General features: G+C 59.2%; 17 protein-coding genes. 5 read left to right on the forward strand and 12 right to left on the reverse strand.

From position 1 onward, the window contains the following. Positions 1-135: 135 nt before the first annotated feature. Positions 136-1,359 (reverse strand): AI-2E family transporter, encoded by a 1,224-nt coding sequence (locus PY311_RS01595; RefSeq protein ID WP_286146920.1) that lies wholly within the window; start codon positions 1,357-1,359, stop codon positions 136-138. Positions 1,360-1,550: 191 nt separating this feature from the next. On the opposite strand from PY311_RS01595, the gene PY311_RS01600 reads away from it, so the two are divergent. From PY311_RS01600 to PY311_RS01610, 3 genes are all read left to right on the forward strand, one after another. Further along, positions 1,551-2,438, forward strand: coding sequence for a diacylglycerol/lipid kinase family protein (locus PY311_RS01600; RefSeq protein WP_286146921.1), 888 nt, complete (start codon positions 1,551-1,553; stop codon positions 2,436-2,438). Continuing rightward, a complete protein-coding gene (locus PY311_RS01605; protein WP_286146922.1) occupies positions 2,435-3,043 on the forward strand; it encodes an NUDIX hydrolase in 609 nt (202 codons plus the stop codon). The genes PY311_RS01600 and PY311_RS01605 overlap by 4 nt, the downstream gene beginning before the upstream one ends. Before the next feature lie 221 nt (positions 3,044-3,264). Continuing rightward, the gene (locus PY311_RS01610) at positions 3,265-3,786 is read left to right on the forward strand and encodes a CarD family transcriptional regulator (protein WP_286146923.1); all 522 of its coding nucleotides are present in this window, start codon (positions 3,265-3,267) and stop codon (positions 3,784-3,786) included. A gap of 54 nt (positions 3,787-3,840) precedes the next feature. Here PY311_RS01610 and PY311_RS01615 read toward each other — a convergent pair whose 3' ends face one another. The 10 genes from PY311_RS01615 to PY311_RS01660 form a co-directional block, all read right to left on the reverse strand. After that, entirely contained in the window at positions 3,841-4,755 is a 915-nt protein-coding gene (locus tag PY311_RS01615; RefSeq protein WP_286146924.1) for an RluA family pseudouridine synthase, read from the reverse strand. Then, positions 4,724-5,227, reverse strand: a complete 504-nt coding sequence (lspA, locus tag PY311_RS01620; RefSeq protein ID WP_286146925.1) for a signal peptidase II — start codon at positions 5,225-5,227, stop codon at positions 4,724-4,726. Before lspA ends, PY311_RS01615 begins: the two co-directional genes overlap by 32 nt. A gap of 101 nt (positions 5,228-5,328) precedes the next feature. Continuing rightward, on the reverse strand, positions 5,329-5,925 hold the full coding sequence (locus PY311_RS01625) for a DUF975 family protein (RefSeq protein ID WP_286146926.1): 597 nt from the start codon (positions 5,923-5,925) through the stop codon (positions 5,329-5,331). Positions 5,926-5,944: 19 nt separating this feature from the next. Next, on the reverse strand, positions 5,945-7,789 hold the full coding sequence (ftsH, locus tag PY311_RS01630) for an ATP-dependent zinc metalloprotease FtsH (protein ID WP_286146927.1): 1,845 nt from the start codon (positions 7,787-7,789) through the stop codon (positions 5,945-5,947). Positions 7,790-7,825: 36 nt separating this feature from the next. Further along, on the reverse strand, positions 7,826-8,380 hold the full coding sequence (gene hpt / locus PY311_RS01635; protein WP_286146929.1) for a hypoxanthine phosphoribosyltransferase: 555 nt from the start codon (positions 8,378-8,380) through the stop codon (positions 7,826-7,828). Continuing rightward, the gene (gene tilS, locus PY311_RS01640) at positions 8,370-9,674 is read right to left on the reverse strand and encodes a tRNA lysidine(34) synthetase TilS (RefSeq protein WP_286146930.1); all 1,305 of its coding nucleotides are present in this window, start codon (positions 9,672-9,674) and stop codon (positions 8,370-8,372) included. The genes hpt and tilS overlap by 11 nt, the downstream gene beginning before the upstream one ends. Then, positions 9,658-11,010, reverse strand: coding sequence for a replicative DNA helicase (gene dnaB, locus PY311_RS01645; RefSeq protein ID WP_286146931.1), 1,353 nt, complete (start codon positions 11,008-11,010; stop codon positions 9,658-9,660). Before dnaB ends, tilS begins: the two co-directional genes overlap by 17 nt. A gap of 283 nt (positions 11,011-11,293) precedes the next feature. Continuing rightward, complete coding sequence (gene rplI, locus PY311_RS01650; RefSeq protein WP_286146932.1) at positions 11,294-11,743, reverse strand: 50S ribosomal protein L9; 450 nt, start codon at positions 11,741-11,743, stop codon at positions 11,294-11,296. Position 11,744: 1 nt separating this feature from the next. Continuing rightward, positions 11,745-11,996, reverse strand: coding sequence for a hypothetical protein (locus tag PY311_RS01655; RefSeq protein ID WP_286146933.1), 252 nt, complete (start codon positions 11,994-11,996; stop codon positions 11,745-11,747). Between the two features lie 8 nt (positions 11,997-12,004). Further along, on the reverse strand, positions 12,005-13,999 hold the full coding sequence (locus PY311_RS01660) for a DHH family phosphoesterase (RefSeq protein WP_286146934.1): 1,995 nt from the start codon (positions 13,997-13,999) through the stop codon (positions 12,005-12,007). A gap of 426 nt (positions 14,000-14,425) precedes the next feature. Here PY311_RS01660 and PY311_RS01665 point away from each other — a divergent pair, with 426 nt between their 5' ends. Together PY311_RS01665 and PY311_RS01670 are read left to right on the forward strand one after the other, a co-directional pair. Continuing rightward, complete coding sequence (locus tag PY311_RS01665) at positions 14,426-14,647, forward strand: helix-turn-helix transcriptional regulator (RefSeq protein WP_286146936.1); 222 nt, start codon at positions 14,426-14,428, stop codon at positions 14,645-14,647. Next, positions 14,631-15,389 carry a DUF3169 family protein gene (locus PY311_RS01670; protein WP_286146937.1) on the forward strand — a complete coding sequence of 253 codons (759 nt, stop codon included), beginning with the start codon at positions 14,631-14,633 and terminating at the stop codon, positions 15,387-15,389. The genes PY311_RS01665 and PY311_RS01670 overlap by 17 nt, the downstream gene beginning before the upstream one ends. A gap of 69 nt (positions 15,390-15,458) precedes the next feature. Here PY311_RS01670 and PY311_RS01675 read toward each other — a convergent pair whose 3' ends face one another. After that, on the reverse strand, positions 15,459-16,679 hold the full coding sequence (locus tag PY311_RS01675; protein ID WP_286146938.1) for a dicarboxylate/amino acid:cation symporter: 1,221 nt from the start codon (positions 16,677-16,679) through the stop codon (positions 15,459-15,461). Positions 16,680-16,733: the final 54 nt, after the last annotated feature.

Genomic DNA, 16,733 nt, shown 5'->3' on the forward strand with positions numbered 1-16,733 from the left:
TTACCGTTCCAAAGCCGCGCCGCCGCACGGCGGCATTGCTAAAAAACGGCCCTGCGGGCACTGATTGTTATTTTTCTAACAGTGTACCCACAAGGCCGTATTGTACAAGATAGTATCCGTAATTGCAAGTCTTTTCTACAGCTTTTCCTGCTTTTCGCTCTCCGGCAGCGGCGCGGTATAGTGCGTGGACTCCACCGGCAGGTCCTTTTCCGCCAGACGCCGGTCCACCATAAAGGCCACCAGATTATAAAGGCACGCGCACACCGGCACGCCGAAGAACATACCCGCCACACCGAAAAAGCTGCCGCCCACTAAAATGGCGATAATGACCCACAGGCTTGAAAGGCCCGTGCTGTCGCCCAGAATTTTCGGGCCGATGACGTTTCCGTCCAACTGCTGCAGCGCCAGTACAAACAGCAGAAAATACAGCGCCTTCAGCGGATTTACCAGTAAAATCAGGAACAGGCTGGGAATCGCGCCCAAAAACGGTCCGAAGAAGGGGATGACATTCGTCACGCCCACAAACACGGACACCAGCGGCGTATAGGGCATTTTCAGCACAGAGCAGCCGATAAAGCACAGCACGCCGATGATAAGGGAGTCCAGCAGCTTGCCCCGGACGAAGCCGGCGAAAATGCTGTCCGCTCTGGCGGCGCCCCGGAAAATCCAATAGACCTGATCTCTTGAAAAGAGGCTGTAGGTCAGCTTTCTTGCATGGGCGGTGCAGCGCTCCTTCGTCGCCATAAAGTACACGGAGACGATAGCGCCCACCAGCAGATTTTTCAGGAAGTTCACCGTGCTGAGCACGCCGCCGGACACGGCGATCATCAATGCCTGCGTCCGGCTGATGACCTCGCTTTTCAGCCATGCGGTCGCGGTCTCATAAAATGTGTCCATCTGGGCGGCCACCCATGCCTCCACCTCCGGATTGCTCTCCAGCAGGCGTTCCACCCATCCGCTGACAGTGTTGTAATACGTCTCCACACTGGAGACCAACTGCACCACACTCTGATAGAGCTGCGGCAGCAGCACATGGCCCAGCAGGTACAGCAGCAGCCCGATCATGACCCAAACCAGCACAAGGCTCACCGCCCGGGCGCCCCGGGAGATCAGCTTTCCGCCCTCCCGGGCCTTTTTCAGCCGCCCGGAAAACAGCGCGTCCTCAATAAAATCAATGGCCGGGGCCAGCAGATAGGCCAGCAGACCGCCGATAATCACCGGCTGTAAGGCTCGGAGGAACTGCCGCGTGATATTCAGCAGAACTCTGCGGCCGAACAGGGTATCATAAAAAAGCAAAATGGCGGCCACCGTCGCAAAAACGGTCAGTCCCCAGCGAATCGCGTTATTCTTGTCCTTCATCTGCCGCCTCCCTGCCGCGCCGCCGCTCATTTTTTGAAACGGAACGGCAAATCCTTGATACAAACTTTATTCTACACGCCGCCCCATGGAATTGCAATCCTGATTTTCCCATGCTATACTGATTTTTATCCAATCTTTACACCATTTTATTTGACCGATACGCCGTTGCTTCCATAATGGGAGGAATCTTTATGTCCGAAAAAAAGCTGCTGATGATCGTCAATCCCCGGGCGGGCCGCAGCAAGCCCCGGGGGCCGCTCTATGACGCTGCCGCCGCCTTCTGCGACGCCGGCTATACCCTGTGTATCCGCCGCACAGCGGCTGCCGGGGATGCCCGCCGCATCGCGGAAAATGAGGGCGGCGGGTACGATACCGTGGTGGCCGTGGGTGGGGACGGTACGCTCAACGAGGTCATCTCCGGTCTGCAAGTACTGGAAAAACAGCCTCTTGTGGGCTATCTGCCTCAAGGGAGCACCAACGATTTCGCCGCCAGCCTGAAAATCCCCTCTGACCCCGCCAAGGCCGCCGAAGCCATCGTCCGGGGCGAGACCCGGCAACTGGACATTGGCTGCTTTGATGAGCGCATTTTTGTATATGTAGCCTCCTTCGGCGCGTTTACCAAGGTCTCCTACGCCGCCTCACAGGGCATGAAAAACGCGCTGGGCCATTTCGGCTACCTGGTGGAGGGCATCCGGGACCTGAACACACTGCGGCCCTGCCGTGTCCGCATCACCGCCGATGGGGAGCGGCTGGACGGAGACTACCTGTTCGGCGCCGTAGCCAATTCCACCTCCATCGCCGGCATGATGAAGCTGGACGGGGAGCAGGTGGTGCTGGACGATGGCCGGTTCGAGCTGCTTTTAGTGCCAAATCCCAAAAACGCCGCGGAGCTGCAAAATCTCATTTGGGCGCTTTTAAATCAGCAGTATGATGCCGGTGGGCTCATTTTCCGCCATGTCACCGCCCTCCATGTGGAAACGGACGAGGACCTGCCATGGTCGCTGGATGGAGAATACGCCCCCAGCCGCCCCGCTGTGGACATCACCAACCGTCAGCGCGCCCTGACGATGCTGCTATGAGGGAGTTAGAGCTGCTGCGCCGCCGGTACGGCGGCCATATGCCCACGCTGTTGGGCGCCCGGCACGAGTACGCCGTGCTCTGCCCACTGCTTGAGCAGCCGGACGGTCTGCATTTTCTCTTTGAGGTCCGGGCCTCCGCCATCCGACAGGCAGGAGAGACCTGCTTTCCTGGCGGACGAATGGAGCCGGGGGAGTCCCCGACAGACTGCTCCCTGCGGGAAACCATGGAGGAGCTGGCTATTCCGCCCTCTGAAATTCAAATACTGGGGCGGGGGGACTTTATCTGCAATCAGCGGGGCTTTTTGCTGCGTCCTGTCCTCGGTCTGGTCTCCGCTGCCGGGATAGCCGCGCTGCATCCCGCCCCCGCTGAGGTGGCGGAGGTCTTCACCGTACCGCTGGCGTTTTTCCGCGCCACGCCCCCGGCGCTTTACAGCTACGAGTTGATTCCCAGTGTGCCGAAGGACTTTCCCTACGAGACCGTGGGCATCCCCCGGAGCTATCCGTGGGACCACGGCAGGGTCGAGGTCCCAGTCTGGACGTATAACGGCCACGCTGTCTGGGGCATGACCGCCCGGCTGGTTCGGGACATTGTTTCCACATTATGAAAAAATCCGTAAAACAGGAACTGCCGCAGCGGCTTTTCCCTGTTTTACGGATTTTCTTGTTGCTTTCTTGTATTTTTGCCCAAAAATTCACCGTCCATTTTCAGAAAAACAGAGATTTTTTCTTGAAGTGTGAATTATTCTTGCCATATTTGCAAAAAATATGGTAAAATTAAGTTAAATTACCACAATATTGTTTCATTTCAGAAAGGAGGCCCTTTCCCGTGTATCAAACAGGCGATCTGCTGATCTATGGCAGCACCGGCGTTTGCCGCGTTCTGTCCATCGACCGGCGGCAGGACTATGTGGATGGCATCAAGCAGGACAAGCTCTATTACCAGCTCAAGCCCCTCCACCAAGGCGGCGTGATCTATACGCCGGTGGACAACAGCAAGGTGGTCATGCGCCCCGTGATCTCACGGGAGGAGGCCGAGGCCCTCATCGACACCATTCCAACGCTGCAGCCCATGGTCTGCAAGGCGCCCACCACGCAGGCCCTGACCCAGCTCTATCAGGCCAATCTCCGCCAGCATAGCTGTCGCAGCCTTTTACAGCTCACCATGTCCATCCACGCCAAGCAGGCGCAGGCGGAGGCCCAAAAACGCCGTCTCGGCATGGTGGACGAGCGGTTCATGAAGCAGGCGGAACAGCTTTTATACGGCGAGCTGTCCGCCGCGCTGGACATTCCCTACGATGAGGTGCAGCCCTATATCGCAAGCCGCATGGAGGCGCTGGTAGGCGCTTGAACCCTATAAAAAATAAAGAAACGCTCTGATTTCATTGCGAAATCAGAGCATTTTTCATGTCATACCTCTGTATTTTTTCAGCTGCCGCTCAAACTCCTCCGGCAGCGGGCAGGAAAGCTCCACCATCTCCCCGGTGCGGGGGTGGAGGAACCGCAGACCCACCGCGTGAAGGCACTGACCCTGTAGGCCCGGCACCGCTTTTTTGCTGCCGTACACCGTGTCTCCCAGAATCGGATGGCCGATGTAGGCCATGTGAACGCGAATCTGGTGGGTCCGGCCTGTTTCCAGACGGCACTCCACATACGTTGCCCCCGGGAACCGCTCCAGCGCCGTCCAGTGGGTCACGGCCCGCCGCCCGCCGGACACCACCGCCATCTTCTTTCGGTCGGTGGGGCACCGGCCGATGGGCGCGTCCACCGTGCCGCTGTCCTCCCGGAGTCCTCCCACCACAATGCAGCGGTAGGTCCGGGCCAGCGTGTGATCCTGAAGCTGCTCCGCGAGGCGCACATGGGCCGTGTCATTTTTCGCCGCGATGATAAGGCCGGAGGTATCCCGGTCGATGCGGTGGACGATACCCGGCCGCAGTTCGCCGTTGATGCCGGAAAGGCTCTCCCCGCAGTGGTAGAGCAGCGCATTGACCAGCGTACCGTCCAGGTGTCCCGGTGCTGGGTGTACCACCAGCCCCTTGGGCTTATTGACAACAATGACGTCCGCGTCCTCGTATACCACCTCCAGCGGGATGTTCTGAGGAACCACATCTATCGCCTCCGGCGCGGGCCGGGAAACGGTCACGGTCTCGCTGCCGGTCAGCCGGGCATTCTTCGCCAGCGGGCGGCCCTCCGAGGTGATTCGCCCCTCCTCCGCCAAGCGCTGAAGGGCGGAGCGGCTCAGCCCCGTCTGTTCCGCCAGCCACGCATCCAGACGCTTTCCCGCATCCTCAGCCGTTGCCTGTAGCGTCATCGGCTCCATTCGGCTTCCTCCTGTCATGCTTTTCATAAAGGTACACATAGTAGACCGCCCCTAAAACGGCGCCGGAAACGATACACATATCCGCCACGTTGAACGTGGGATAGCTGGGCCAGAACTGGAAATGCAGCATATCCACCACATAGCCCAGCCGCAGCCGGTCGAGAATATTGCCGATGCCGCCGGAGAGGATGAGGCAGCAGGCCAGAATCCCCACCGGATGCCGCACCACTTTCCGCACCAACAGCCACGCCACCGCCAGAACGATCACGCCGGTAACGCCCAGCAGCAGCCATTTCTGCCCTGAAAAGCTGGACCATGCGGCGCCGTAATTGTGGACCCGCATCAGCTCCACAAGGCCCGGCAGCAGGGGAGTAGTCTCTCCCAAAGCCAGATGCGCCGTGGTCCACGCCTTGACCCATTGGTCCAGTCCCAGTGCGGCCAGCCCCAGCAGGCCGAAAATCCAATAGTACATACCCTCTCCTTGCCGCGAACCGCCGTTCGCGCTTTTGCAGAATTTTTCAGAATACGCGCCAAATGCGGCGCCGGAGGCGCAGCGCTCCTCCGGCGTCCTCTTTACCGCATCTGATACCGCGTCAGCTCCTCGTAGAACTTCGTTCGGGCGGCCATGTGATAGGGATAGACCCACAGCGTTCCCACGCCGATGCACAGCGCGCCCACGATATACCAGCCCAAAAAGCTGAGATCCAGTATAAAAAGGTCCATCTTATGTCCGTCCATCAGCTGGATGCTCTCATCCATGCAGGCCCGCCAGTCATACTCCGGGCGGTCGACTTTTACAAAAAATGCCTGCGAATAGGAATATGCCTTCACGATACCGGGAACCACCAGCAGCAAGCCCCACAGGAACGTAAAAAGGCTGCTCAACAGGCCCAGCAGCAGCGTGCCCCCGAAATCCTCCGGGAAGCCCCGGAACACGTCCGCCACGTTCATAGGCTGACCGTCCCGGCTCTGCTTGAGGAACACATACGCCACCCCGTATGTCATGGGGCCGCTCAAAATCAGCGCGCCGATGCCGGACAGCAGTCCGCCTGCCGCCGAGCAGATGGCCATGGCAATGAAGCATACCGCCAGCGCTGTCAGCCACTCGTTTTTAAAAATACCGCCGCCAAGCTGCGCTCTGGCCTGCGCCTTCAGCTCCGCTCCTGTCATAAAATACCTCGCTTTCCGCTTATGCGTCCGCGCCGGTCTCCGCCGGCGCTGTTTCGCCGAATACGGTCAGGAACGCTTCCCGCTCCATGGTCTCGTGCTCTAAAAGATAGTGTGCCACGGCGTCCAGCTTATCCCGCTGGGCGGTCAGAATTTCCTGACAACGGCTGTACGCACCGTCCACGATCGCCCGTACCTCCTCATCGATCTGCGCCGCCACGGCCTCGGAATAGCCCCGGCTGTGGCCCATGGTGCGGCCGATGAACACCTCGTCATGGCCGCTGTCAAAAGACACGGTCCCCAGCCGCTCGCTCATACCGTACACCGTCACCATTTTCCGGGCGATAGCCGTGGCCCGCTGAATATCGTTACTGGCCCCGGTGGAAATATCCCCAAGACACAGCTTCTCCGCCACGCGGCCGCCCAGCAGACCCACGATCTGGTCCTCCATATAGTGCTTGGAGAGGTAGGAACGGTCCTCCTCCGGCAGAGAAACGGTCATGCCGCCCGCCTGTCCCCGGGGGACAATGGTGATCTGGCTCACCGGGTCCTGCCCCGGCAGAGCGTGCATCACAACGGCATGGCCCGCCTCGTGATAGGCAGTCAATTCCCGCTCATGCTCCGGGATGACCCGGCTCTTTTTCTCAGGACCGGCGATGACCTTGATCTCCGCGTCCTTCAGATCCTGCATGGTGATAAAGTGCTGATTTTTCCGTGCGGCCAGCAGCGCGCCCTCGTTGATGAGATTTTCCAGATCCGCGCCGGTAAAGCCGGCGGTGCCCCGAGCCAGACAGCTCAGATCCACATCCTCCGCCAGAGGCTTACCCTTGGCGTGGACCTTCAGAATTTCCTCCCGGCCCTTGATGTCCGGCAGGCCCACATAGATCTGCCGGTCAAAGCGGCCCGGACGCAGCAGGGCAGGGTCCAGTACATCCGCCCGGTTCGTGGCAGCAAGGACCACCACGCCCTCATTGGCAGCAAAGCCGTCCATCTCCACCAGAAGCTGGTTGAGCGTCTGCTCCCGCTCGTCATGTCCGCCGCCGAGGCCCGTGCCTCTCTGGCGGCCCACGGCGTCGATCTCGTCGATGAACACAATGGCCGGGGACTGCTTTTTCGCCTGTTCAAAAAGGTCCCGGACGCGGCTTGCGCCCACGCCCACGTACAGCTCCACAAAGTCGGAGCCGGAAATGGACAAAAAGCCCACGCCGGCCTCTCCGGCGACAGCCTTGGCCAGCAGCGTCTTGCCGGTGCCCGGAGGGCCTACCAGCAGTACGCCCTTGGGGATTCGGGCGCCCAAGTCGATATACTTCTTGGGGTCCTTCAAAAACTCCACGATCTCCTGAAGCTCCGCCTTTTCCTCATCGGCGCCGGCCACATCGTCAAACGTGACCTTCTTATCCTGATCGTTCAGCGTTCTGATTTGTGCGGAGCCGAATTTTGCCATGCGGTCCGGCCCCATGCCGCCCTGCGCCCGGACACTCATCATGTACCACATGGCGCCGAACACCACCGCCATTACCACGTAGGGCAGAATGATCTCCAGCCAATCCGTTCCATCCGGCGGGGGATAGCTGTAGGAGGTCAGGATGCCCGCGGCCTTCTGCTCCTTTACCAAATCATTGAGGTCATTGTAAAAAAGGGTATAGTCATGAATGCGGCAGCGGGCCGTGCTTCCGTCATGAAGTTGCATCACCAGCGTGCTGGAATCCGTGAACTGGAAGGACTCCACCTTCTGCTGCTCAAAAAGCTGCACCATCTGGTCATAGGTCATCTCGTCCTGCCGGTTCAGGGCTGTCAGCCAGCTAATGCACAAAAATACGATCATCAGCAGCGGCAAAATGCCGATGCCGGGCCTTTTCTTTCCCATTGGGGTCATGCGCCCCCCTTCCGTTTTGTTTGAGTCTTACGCCTTTTCGTAAACCTGCGGCTTCAGTACGCCGATATAGGGCAGGTTGCGGTAGAGCTGGGCATAGTCCAGTCCGTAGCCCACCACAAATTCGTCCGGCACCACAAAGCCGGACAGGTCCGCGCTTACCGCTTTTTCCCGTCGGGCGGGCTTATCCAGCAGCGTCACGATGGAAATGCTCTTGGCGCCCTTTGCCAGAAGATAGTTCTTCAAGAAAGCCAGCGTGTTGCCGGAATCGAGAATGTCCTCCACAATGACGATCTCACGGCCGGTAACGTCCTGCTGAAGATCGTGGCGAATCTGCACCCGTCCGCTGGACACCGTGCCGTTCTGATACGAGCTGACGGACATGAACTCAATGTCGCACATGATCTGCGTGGCCCGCACCAGATCGGCCATGAAGATGAAGGAGCCCTTCAGAACGCCTAAAAACAGGGGTCTGTGGCCCTGATACTTCTCATGGAGCTGTGCGCCCAGCTCCTGCACCCGCTTTTTCAGCTCCTCCTCGGATACCAATACCTTCAGGATATCCTTTTCCATCTCACTCGTCATGCTCATTCTCCTCTGTCTCTTTCAAAAATACTGCCCGCACCGGCATTTCATGCCGGCCCGGCGCAAAATCCGCTTCCGCTTCAAATCCGGGGACCGCCGCGGCCCGTCCGTTCACCCGCAGCACCGGCAAAGCATCCCGCTCCATCGGGGAAATTCCCCGGTCCGCGCAGAGCCTCTTGAGCGTTCTTCCGTTCAGCCGGTCCCGCGCCTCCCAGCCCGTCACGCTCAACGCCGCGCCGGGAGGAACGGAGAGGGGAAGACCCTCATCTGTGTCCGCCGCTATTCTTACCCGCCAGGGGCCGAAGAAAACAGTCTGCCCCGGCAGAATGCGCTGTGACGCCAGGGGCTCCGCCTGCCGCAGCAGCCGCAGCGTTTCCCCCTCCCGCACCGCGATAACGCCGTAGGGAAGGGAAACCTGTCCTCGCTCCAACTCCAGCACGGAGTGCACATGGAGATAGCCGATGTCCTTTTCCCGGCCCGCCACGGCGGCAATAGCAATCTGTACCGCCCGGCTCCGCACCGCCTCCGGGGTGCTGTCCAGCGCCGACACAGGCAGCGCGGCGGACACGCCGGGTACCAGTTCCGCTTTTTTCAGCAGTATCTCCGCCGCTTCATGGAGCGCCGCCTCGTCCGCCGCCAGCAACGCCGCCGTTCGGGCCATGTTCTCCACGGCCCGGGGATTGGCTGCCCGCAGCACCGGCATTACCCGGTGCCGCAGGAGATTGCGGGTCATATCGTCCTTTTCATTGGTAGCGTCCTCCACATGGGGAACGTGATGCGCCTCTGCATACCGCGCCAGCTCCGCCCGGGTCATCCCCAGTAGCGGACGCCGGATTCTTCCCCGCACCGGCGGAATACCGGTAAGGCCCCGGAGCCCCGTGCCCCGCAGCAAATTCAGCAGCATGGTCTCGGCGCTGTCATCGGCATGGTGGGCGGTCAGGATACAGTCAAAGCCCTCCCGCTGCCGCACCTCCTCCAAAAAGGCATACCGCAGTGTCCGGGCGGCCTCCTCAACGGAAAGCCCCTCCCGTTCCGCCTTGGCCCGGACATCGCCCCGGCCGGCGAAAAAGGGAATAGCATAGGCGGCGCACCAGTCCCGGACAAACCGCTCGTCCCGGTCGGCGTCCCCACCCCGCAGTTGATGGTTAAAGTGGGCGGCAGCGACCCGCCGTCCCTGTGCCTGTCCCCATTGGACCGCCATGGTCAAAAGGCACATGGAGTCCAGCCCGCCGGAAACCGCGCACAGCGCGCCCCGCTCCGGCAGGAAAAAGTCAGGCTCATTCGTCCTCGTCATATCGGTTTTCCAGCGTGGCAAAAGTGGTGTACTCGGGCATCCACCGCAGCTCCACCTTGCCGGTCTCGCCATGGCGGTTCTTCGCCACGATGCACTCGGCAATGTTCCGCTTTTCGGAATCTTCATTATAGTAATCGTCCCGGTACAAAAACAGCACAATATCCGCATCCTGCTCGATGGCGCCGGATTCGCGCAGGTCAGAGAGCATGGGCCGCTTATCATCCCGCTTTTCGTTGGCACGGGACAACTGGCTCAGACAGATCACCGGCACGTTCAGTTCCTTTGCCATGATCTTCAGCATACGGGACATATCGCTGACCATCTGCTGCCGGTTCTCGCCGCCCCGGTTATTGCCGGAGGCGGAGGTCATCAACTGCAAATAGTCGATGACCACCAGCGCCAGCCCGTCGATGCGGCGGCACTTGGCGTTCATATCCGCCACGGACAGCATGGGGTTATCATCGATTCGGATGTCCACCTTGTTCAATACACTGGCCGCCGCCGCGATCTTTTCCCAGTCCGTTTCCCGGAGGGAGCCGGTCCGCAGCCGCCCGCTCTCCACGCAGGCTTCGGAGCTTAAAAGCCGGGTGGCCAGCTGCTCCCGGGACATTTCCAGAGAGAACACGGCCACGGTCTTTTTCTCCGACTTTGCCACGTTCAGCGCCACATTCAGTGCAAAGGATGTTTTGCCCATACCGGGTCGGGCCGCCAGCAAAATCAGGTCGGACTTGTTCAGACCCGTGATTTTGCGGTCCACGGCGGAAAGGCCGGTGGAAAGTCCCGGCAGGCGGCTTTCGCTCTCGCTCATTTCGCTGAGGCGGTCCAGCACCTCCGGTAGCACCATCCGCAGCGGCACCATGTCCTGCGCGCTCTGGCCCCGGCGCACGGCATAGATTTTCTGCTCGGCGGCCTCCAAAATTTCGCCCGCCTCACCGATTCCCTCCTGCACCAGCGCCGTGATCTCGCCTGCCGCCTGGGCTACGCCCCGCAGCAGCGCTTTGTCCCGCACAATGGCCACATACTCCATGACGTTGGCACTGGTGGGCGTGATCTCCATGAGCTGCGCCAGGTAGGAGCGGGTGGTATTTTCATCGTAGGTCCCGGCCTTCCGCATTTCCTCGCAGACGGTGATACCGTCAATGGGCCGGGCATAGGTGAACATGGTGTAAATGGTCTCGAATATCTCCCGGTTCTGGCGGAGGTAAAAATCCGAGGGCACCAGCTTATCCATTACCTCCTTGACACAGCCCTCATCAATGAGCATGGAGCCAAGGACCGCCTGTTCCCCCTCTAAGGAGTGGGGCATCTGCCGCAAAAGCAGGTCTTCATTTGCCACGGTGCTCTCCTTTCCGCTTCCCCGGAAGCACAAGTTAGACATACAATCATTTTTGTCAGGGCGCGTACCTGACAAAAATACATTGACTCAGCTGCCTTGGGCAGCGCTCACCAGTGAGTGGATCTCACTGGTGCGGGGGTTGCTCAAGGGGAAACCGCCGCAGCGCCGCCAGTGGCGGAATAAGCAAGGCTGTTTCGAGGATGCGGCACGATTTGCAGTCTTATCATAGAGACTGCAAATCGTATTGCCGCGACGGTGTATCCTGATCCCCCTTGAATTAGTCTTACTTCTCCTCGCAGACGGTGACATACACCGTGCCGCTGACCTCAAAGCCCAGCTTAGCCTTTACCTGATAGCTGCCGTAGGCTTTGATGGGCTCGTCCAGCACCAGCTTCTGCTTGGGGATGTCCACGCCGTACTGGGTCTTCAGGCCCTCGGAAATTTCCTTGGTGGTCACGGCACCGAACAGCTTGCCGCCGTTGCCGGCCTTGGCGCTGAGCTTCACCGGGCAATTTTCCAGCTTACCGGCGATCTCCTGTGCCTCGGCCTTCAGCCGGGCCTCCTCGGCCTTCCGGGCCTTTTCCTTCAGGTTCATGGTGTTGATGGCGTCCGCCGTGGCGGGAATCGCCAGCTTCCGGGGCAGGAGGAAGTTCCGGCCGTAGCCCTCGGAGACCTCGATCATCTCGCCCTTCTTGCCCTGACCCTTCACGTCCTGCTGTAAAATCACTTTCATGTTATATATCCTCACTTTCTGATGGTTCCGAATTGATTTGCTTTTTTAACTCCTGAAGCTCCGCTTCCAGCGCTTCGACCTTTTGTGCCGTGCTGCTCCACGCGCAGACAGCAATCGCCAGAATCAGTGCGATCACAGCGCCTGCCCGATAGATGCCGGTACCTCTGAGATCAAACAGCATCCACCCACCAAAGAAGATAAATACCTCCATCAGGATCAGGCAGACCACATACGCCTTCAAAAACGCCTTCATAGGCCACCTCACTTTTCAAAGTAAGCGTCCAGCACGCCAATGAGCTGCTGGCGGACGCTCTCCGGGTCGGAATCCTCCACACGGCCGCCTGCGGTGGTGGAGTTTCCGCCGCCGCCCAGCGCCTCCAAGATTACCTGCACATTGATCTCGCCCAGGGAGCGGGCGGAGATCAGCACCGCACCGTCTGCGGCGTAAATGACGAAGGACGCCTGCACGCCCTTGAGCGTCAGCAGCTCGTCCGCCGCCTGTGCCGCCGCCACGCGGTCCACACCCGGCTCCTCCACCACGGCAACGGCGATATTCTCCCGGTACATTTCCGCCCGGCGGATAATATCGTATTTTGTCACCATGTCCTTGAGGTCATTCTGGAACAGCCGCTGGACCTCCGCCGTGTCGGCCCCGGCGCGGCGCAGGAACGCCGCCGCCTCAAATGTCCGCCCGCCGGTTCGCTGGGTAAAGTGCTTCGTGTCCAGCACAACACCGGCCAGCAGGGCCTCCGCCTCCTCCCGCAGAAGGTCGGCGGGCTCCACCAGATATTGCAGCAGCTCCGTCACCAGCTCGCAGGCCGAGGAGGCATACGGCTCGTGGAAGCTGAACGCGGCGTTTTCTATGTAGCTGGCGGCGCGGCGGTGATGGTCGATGACCGCCACCCGGTTGCAGGACTCCAAAAGCTGGGGGCTTTCCACCATGTCCGGCCGGTTGGTGTCCACCACCACCAGCAATGTGTCCGCCCGCATCTGCAAAAAGGCGTCCGCCGGTGTCAGAAATACGTTTTCGTATTCCGGCAGCGCGCCCAGCTTTTTCAGCAGGGGCACAGCGGCGGTATGATTCCCATCAATGACGATATGCGCTGTTTTGCCCCGCTTTCGGGCGGCGCAGCAGATGCCCGCCGCCGCGCCCACGGCGTCCATATCCGCAAAGGCGTGGCCCATGACATAGACCTCGCCAGCGTCATTCATCAGCTCCCGGAGGGCATTGGCCATGACCCGGGACTTCACCTTCGTCCGTTTTTCCGTGGACTTGCTCCGTCCGCCGTAGAACGCGAAGTCCACCTGATTGCGGACCACAGCCTGATCACCGCCCCGGCTCTGGGCCATTTCCAGCGACAGCTTGGCATTTTTATACAGCTCCGGAATGCTGGGGGAGTCCTTGCCGATGCCGATAGAGAGCGTGGGACTCGTGCTCTCCGTTACCTTAATGGCCCGGACCGTATCGAGAATGGAAAACTTCTCGTCTACAAAATGCTGGAAATACTGCTCCTCAAACAGGAACAGGTAATGGTCCCGGTCCGTTTTCAGCAGAATGCCGTGTCCGGCCTCCGCCCATGTGCGGAGCTTTTCATCGATCTGCGCCAGCACGGCGCTGCGCTGGGTGTCCTCACAGGCCTTCATCAGATCCTCGTAATTATCCAGCATCAGAATCGCCGCCACCGGGCGGCTGGCCTCGTAAACATCCTTCAGGCGGTCGGCCTCCGTGGTTTCCACCCAATAGGTTGTCGCCACCATGCTCTGTGCGCCGCCCTTGCTCCGGGAGCGCACCAGACTGCCGTACACCCGGAAGCGGCGGTTGTTCATGGTCACCCGCTCCGGGCTTTCCTGCTTGCCGCTGAGAAGCCACTGGGTCTGGAACTCCGGCACAGCCTCGGAAAGCCGCATTTCAAACAGATGCTCCCGGACGCCGGCTAACTGCAGAAAGCTCTCGTTGCTCCAGATGATCTCCCCGGTGTCCGGCCGGAACACCAGCGTAGGGAGGGGGGAGTTGATAAGAGTGGACTTGCTGGCGGTATCCACGCTGCCGGTCACAGAGTCGATATACTGCAAAACGCCCTGCCGCCGCTTCTGGTTATTCTGGCGGAAGTAGACATACAGCAGCGCCGTCACCGCAGCCTCCAGCACGGCCAGCTTCCAGCTCACCGGGACTGCCGCCGCCACGAACAGCAGCATGAAAAAGAAATAGAACTTCAGATTTGGTTCCAAAAGACGGGATAGCTTTTTATTATTCATGCATTACCTCGTTTTTTATCAGGCCCGGCCCGCCGGGTCCCGTATCAGCGTGCCAAAAAAATTTCGCCCGCTGTACAATTTCAGAGCGTTTCAAACGTTCTGAATATTCTTGATGGAAGCAGCGCAGGACGCCACTCCCAGGTTTCCCGTGCATATCCTTACCTTACCATCGCGAAAAATTTGCTGCCCGAAAGACAACCCTGGGTTTTACCGATAGGTTATTATATTATATCAGTTTACCCCGCGGTTCGCAATGCTATTTCCGCCGAAATCTATATTTATCGGGCACTTTTTTGTCTCTCATCGCTAATTTTTTCTCTGCCGCGCAAATTTTAGCTTGACAAGTTTCCTTGTCAGTGCTATCATCCGTTTTGACAATGATACTTGTCATTTTGACAAGCGCACTTAGCAGAAAGGAGGGCGGCCATGCCCCTGTACAACCGATTGAAGGAATACCGCGCCCGTCTGGGCGTCAATCAGCAGGAAATGGGCCGGCTGGCCGGGGTATCCCGGCAGACCATCAGCCAGATCGAGCGGGGCGATTATTCCCCGTCCGTCACGCTGGCGCTGAAGCTGGCAAAGCTCTGTCAGGTGTCCGTGGAGGACATTTTCAGCTATGAGGAGGATAAGCATGAAGCAGAAAAGTGAAAATCAAAAGGCGCTTCCGAAATTTTTAGGCATTTTAGTGATTGCCAGTCTCGTCGGCGGTGTGCTGGGCGGATTATCCGGCGCGGCCGGGTATTTCCTGAAGGGCGAGGAACTGGGCGCGGCCATTACCCGGCTGCTGAGCACCGCATCCCCGTGGGCCATGGCCCTATGCGCCACCGTGCTGCTGGGCAGCGGATTCTACCAGTACCGCCGTGCCAGAACCGCCTTCCGCAGCTGGGATAGCGAAAACGAGGACGTCATTCAGCGCGCAGAGGAACGCTTGAGCCTGACACTGCTGCTGGACAGCCTGACGGTGATCGCCAGCTTCTTCTTTTTCAATGCCGGAATCGTTTATCTGCCGCAGGAGGTCGACAGCGCCATGATTCCACTGCTGGCGATTTTTTTGGTTGTCATTGCACTGTCGATTCTGCTTCAGCAGAAGACTGTGGATCTCACCAAGGAGATTAACCCGGAGAAGCGGGGCAGCGTCTACGATATGAAGTTTCAGGAGCGCTGGTGGGAAAGCTGTGATGAGGCGGAGCGCCGCCAGATCGGTCAGGCCAGCTACAAGGCGTATACCACGTTGAATAAGTTTTGCCCCTATTGCTGGATCGTGCTGTTTCTGGGAAACATGGTCTTCCATTACGGCATCCTGCCCAGCACCGTGGTTCTGCTGGTCTGGGCCGTGCTGACGGTGAGCTACACCCGGGAAGCCATACGCCTCAGCCGGGGCAGCCGGTAAAGGCTGTGCAGCAATGAGATAAAAAAAGCGGACCGCACAGCGGTCCGCTTTTTTATCATGCAGCTTTCTTTACTTCTTGCTCTCCCACTTGGTCACACAGAGGGTGCAGGCAATATCACCGGTGACATTCAGGCAGGTACGGCCCATGTCGAACAGACGGTCCACCGCCACAATAAGGCCGATGTACGCCACAGGAATGCCGATGGCCTCCAGCACCATGGCCAGCATGATCATGCCGGCGCCGGACACGCCCGCCGTACCGATAGAGGCCAGAGTTGCCGTAACGACTACCAGAACCATCTGGCCCAGCGTCAGGTGCATACCGGCACAGGTGGCAAGGAACACCGTCGCCACACACTGATAGATGGCCGTACCATCCATGTTGATGGTCGCGCCCAGCGGCAGCACGAAGGCAGCAATGTCATCCTCCGCACCCATATCGGCAGCGCACTCCTTGGATACCGGCAGCGTTGCGGCAGAGGAGGTAGAGGTGAACGCGAAGATCATCGCGGCAGAAGCGCCCTTGAAAAAGGCCCACGGGCTGATGCCGGCAAACACGCGGGCGGAAACGGAATACACCACCACGGCGTGAATCATGTAGCCGATGTAAGCGCAGAGAATCACCAGCGCCAAAGAGCCGAGAATCGCCGCGCCCTGTGTGGCTACCACCCAGCTCATGTAGGCAAACACGCCGATGGGGGCAAGGGAAATCACGAAGGTCATCAGCTTGTCAATGACCGCGTAGAAGGAGGTAACAATATCCCGGCACAGCTTGGCCTTCTCGCCGGCCGCCATGATAGCGCCGCCAAACAGCAGGGCAATGACAATGACCTGCAGCATATTGGCCTCCGTGAAGGACTTCCACATATTCGTGGGGAAGATGGACACCAGCGTGCTCATGAAGCCCGCGTACTCCTTGGCCTCATACTCGGCGGACTGCGCCGCTTCGGCAAGGTTGGGGAACAGGCCTGCGTTGTTGAACAGCGTAGCCAGCACAAGGCCGATGACGCAGGCGATGGCGGTGGTGACCATGAAGTAGGCCACTGTCTTCCAGCCCACGGAGCCGACCTTCTTCATGTCGCCCATGGAGATGATACCGTCGATCATGGAGAACAGCACCACCGGCACCACAATGAACTTCAGCAGGTTTACGAAAATATCACCGAACGGCTTGAGGTAACTGGTGGTGAACTCTGCGGCGCCTGCAAAATACAGCACCAAACCCACCACGATGCCAAAAATCAGGGCTAAGAATATCTGCATCGGCAGACCCATCTTTTTCTTTTCCATAAAGTCGCTCCCTCTAAAAAATTCGCAGAAATTTGGAATAATAGGTTTATTATA

Source organism: Neopoerus faecalis, from assembly GCF_029218125.1.
In the GTDB taxonomy this organism is placed as follows: Bacteria; Bacillota; Clostridia; order Oscillospirales; family Oscillospiraceae; genus Oscillibacter; species Oscillibacter faecalis_A.

Bases quoted from the DNA above. Each gene is read 5' to 3' on its own strand.
- PY311_RS01670 (WP_286146937.1), top strand. From the start codon at position 14,631: ATGAAGCAGAAAAGTGAAAATCAAAAGGCGCTTCCGAAATTTTTAGGC.
- PY311_RS01655 (WP_286146933.1), bottom strand. From the start codon at position 11,996: ATGAAGGCGTTTTTGAAGGCGTATGTGGTCTGCCTGATCCTGATGGAG.
- PY311_RS01625 (WP_286146926.1), bottom strand. From the start codon at position 5,925: ATGACAGGAGCGGAGCTGAAGGCGCAGGCCAGAGCGCAGCTTGGCGGC.
- hpt (WP_286146929.1), bottom strand. From the start codon at position 8,380: ATGACGAGTGAGATGGAAAAGGATATCCTGAAGGTATTGGTATCCGAG.
- rplI (WP_286146932.1), bottom strand. From the start codon at position 11,743: ATGAAAGTGATTTTACAGCAGGACGTGAAGGGTCAGGGCAAGAAGGGC.
- PY311_RS01660 (WP_286146934.1), bottom strand. From the start codon at position 13,999: ATGAATAATAAAAAGCTATCCCGTCTTTTGGAACCAAATCTGAAGTTC.
- lspA (WP_286146925.1), bottom strand. From the start codon at position 5,227: ATGTACTATTGGATTTTCGGCCTGCTGGGGCTGGCCGCACTGGGACTG.
- PY311_RS01605 (WP_286146922.1), top strand. From the start codon at position 2,435: ATGAGGGAGTTAGAGCTGCTGCGCCGCCGGTACGGCGGCCATATGCCC.
- PY311_RS01665 (WP_286146936.1), top strand. From the start codon at position 14,426: ATGCCCCTGTACAACCGATTGAAGGAATACCGCGCCCGTCTGGGCGTC.
- ftsH (WP_286146927.1), bottom strand. From the start codon at position 7,789: ATGGGAAAGAAAAGGCCCGGCATCGGCATTTTGCCGCTGCTGATGATC.
- PY311_RS01600 (WP_286146921.1), top strand. From the start codon at position 1,551: ATGTCCGAAAAAAAGCTGCTGATGATCGTCAATCCCCGGGCGGGCCGC.
- tilS (WP_286146930.1), bottom strand. From the start codon at position 9,674: ATGACGAGGACGAATGAGCCTGACTTTTTCCTGCCGGAGCGGGGCGCG.
- PY311_RS01615 (WP_286146924.1), bottom strand. From the start codon at position 4,755: ATGGAGCCGATGACGCTACAGGCAACGGCTGAGGATGCGGGAAAGCGT.
- PY311_RS01595 (WP_286146920.1), bottom strand. From the start codon at position 1,359: ATGAAGGACAAGAATAACGCGATTCGCTGGGGACTGACCGTTTTTGCG.
- PY311_RS01675 (WP_286146938.1), bottom strand. From the start codon at position 16,679: ATGGAAAAGAAAAAGATGGGTCTGCCGATGCAGATATTCTTAGCCCTG.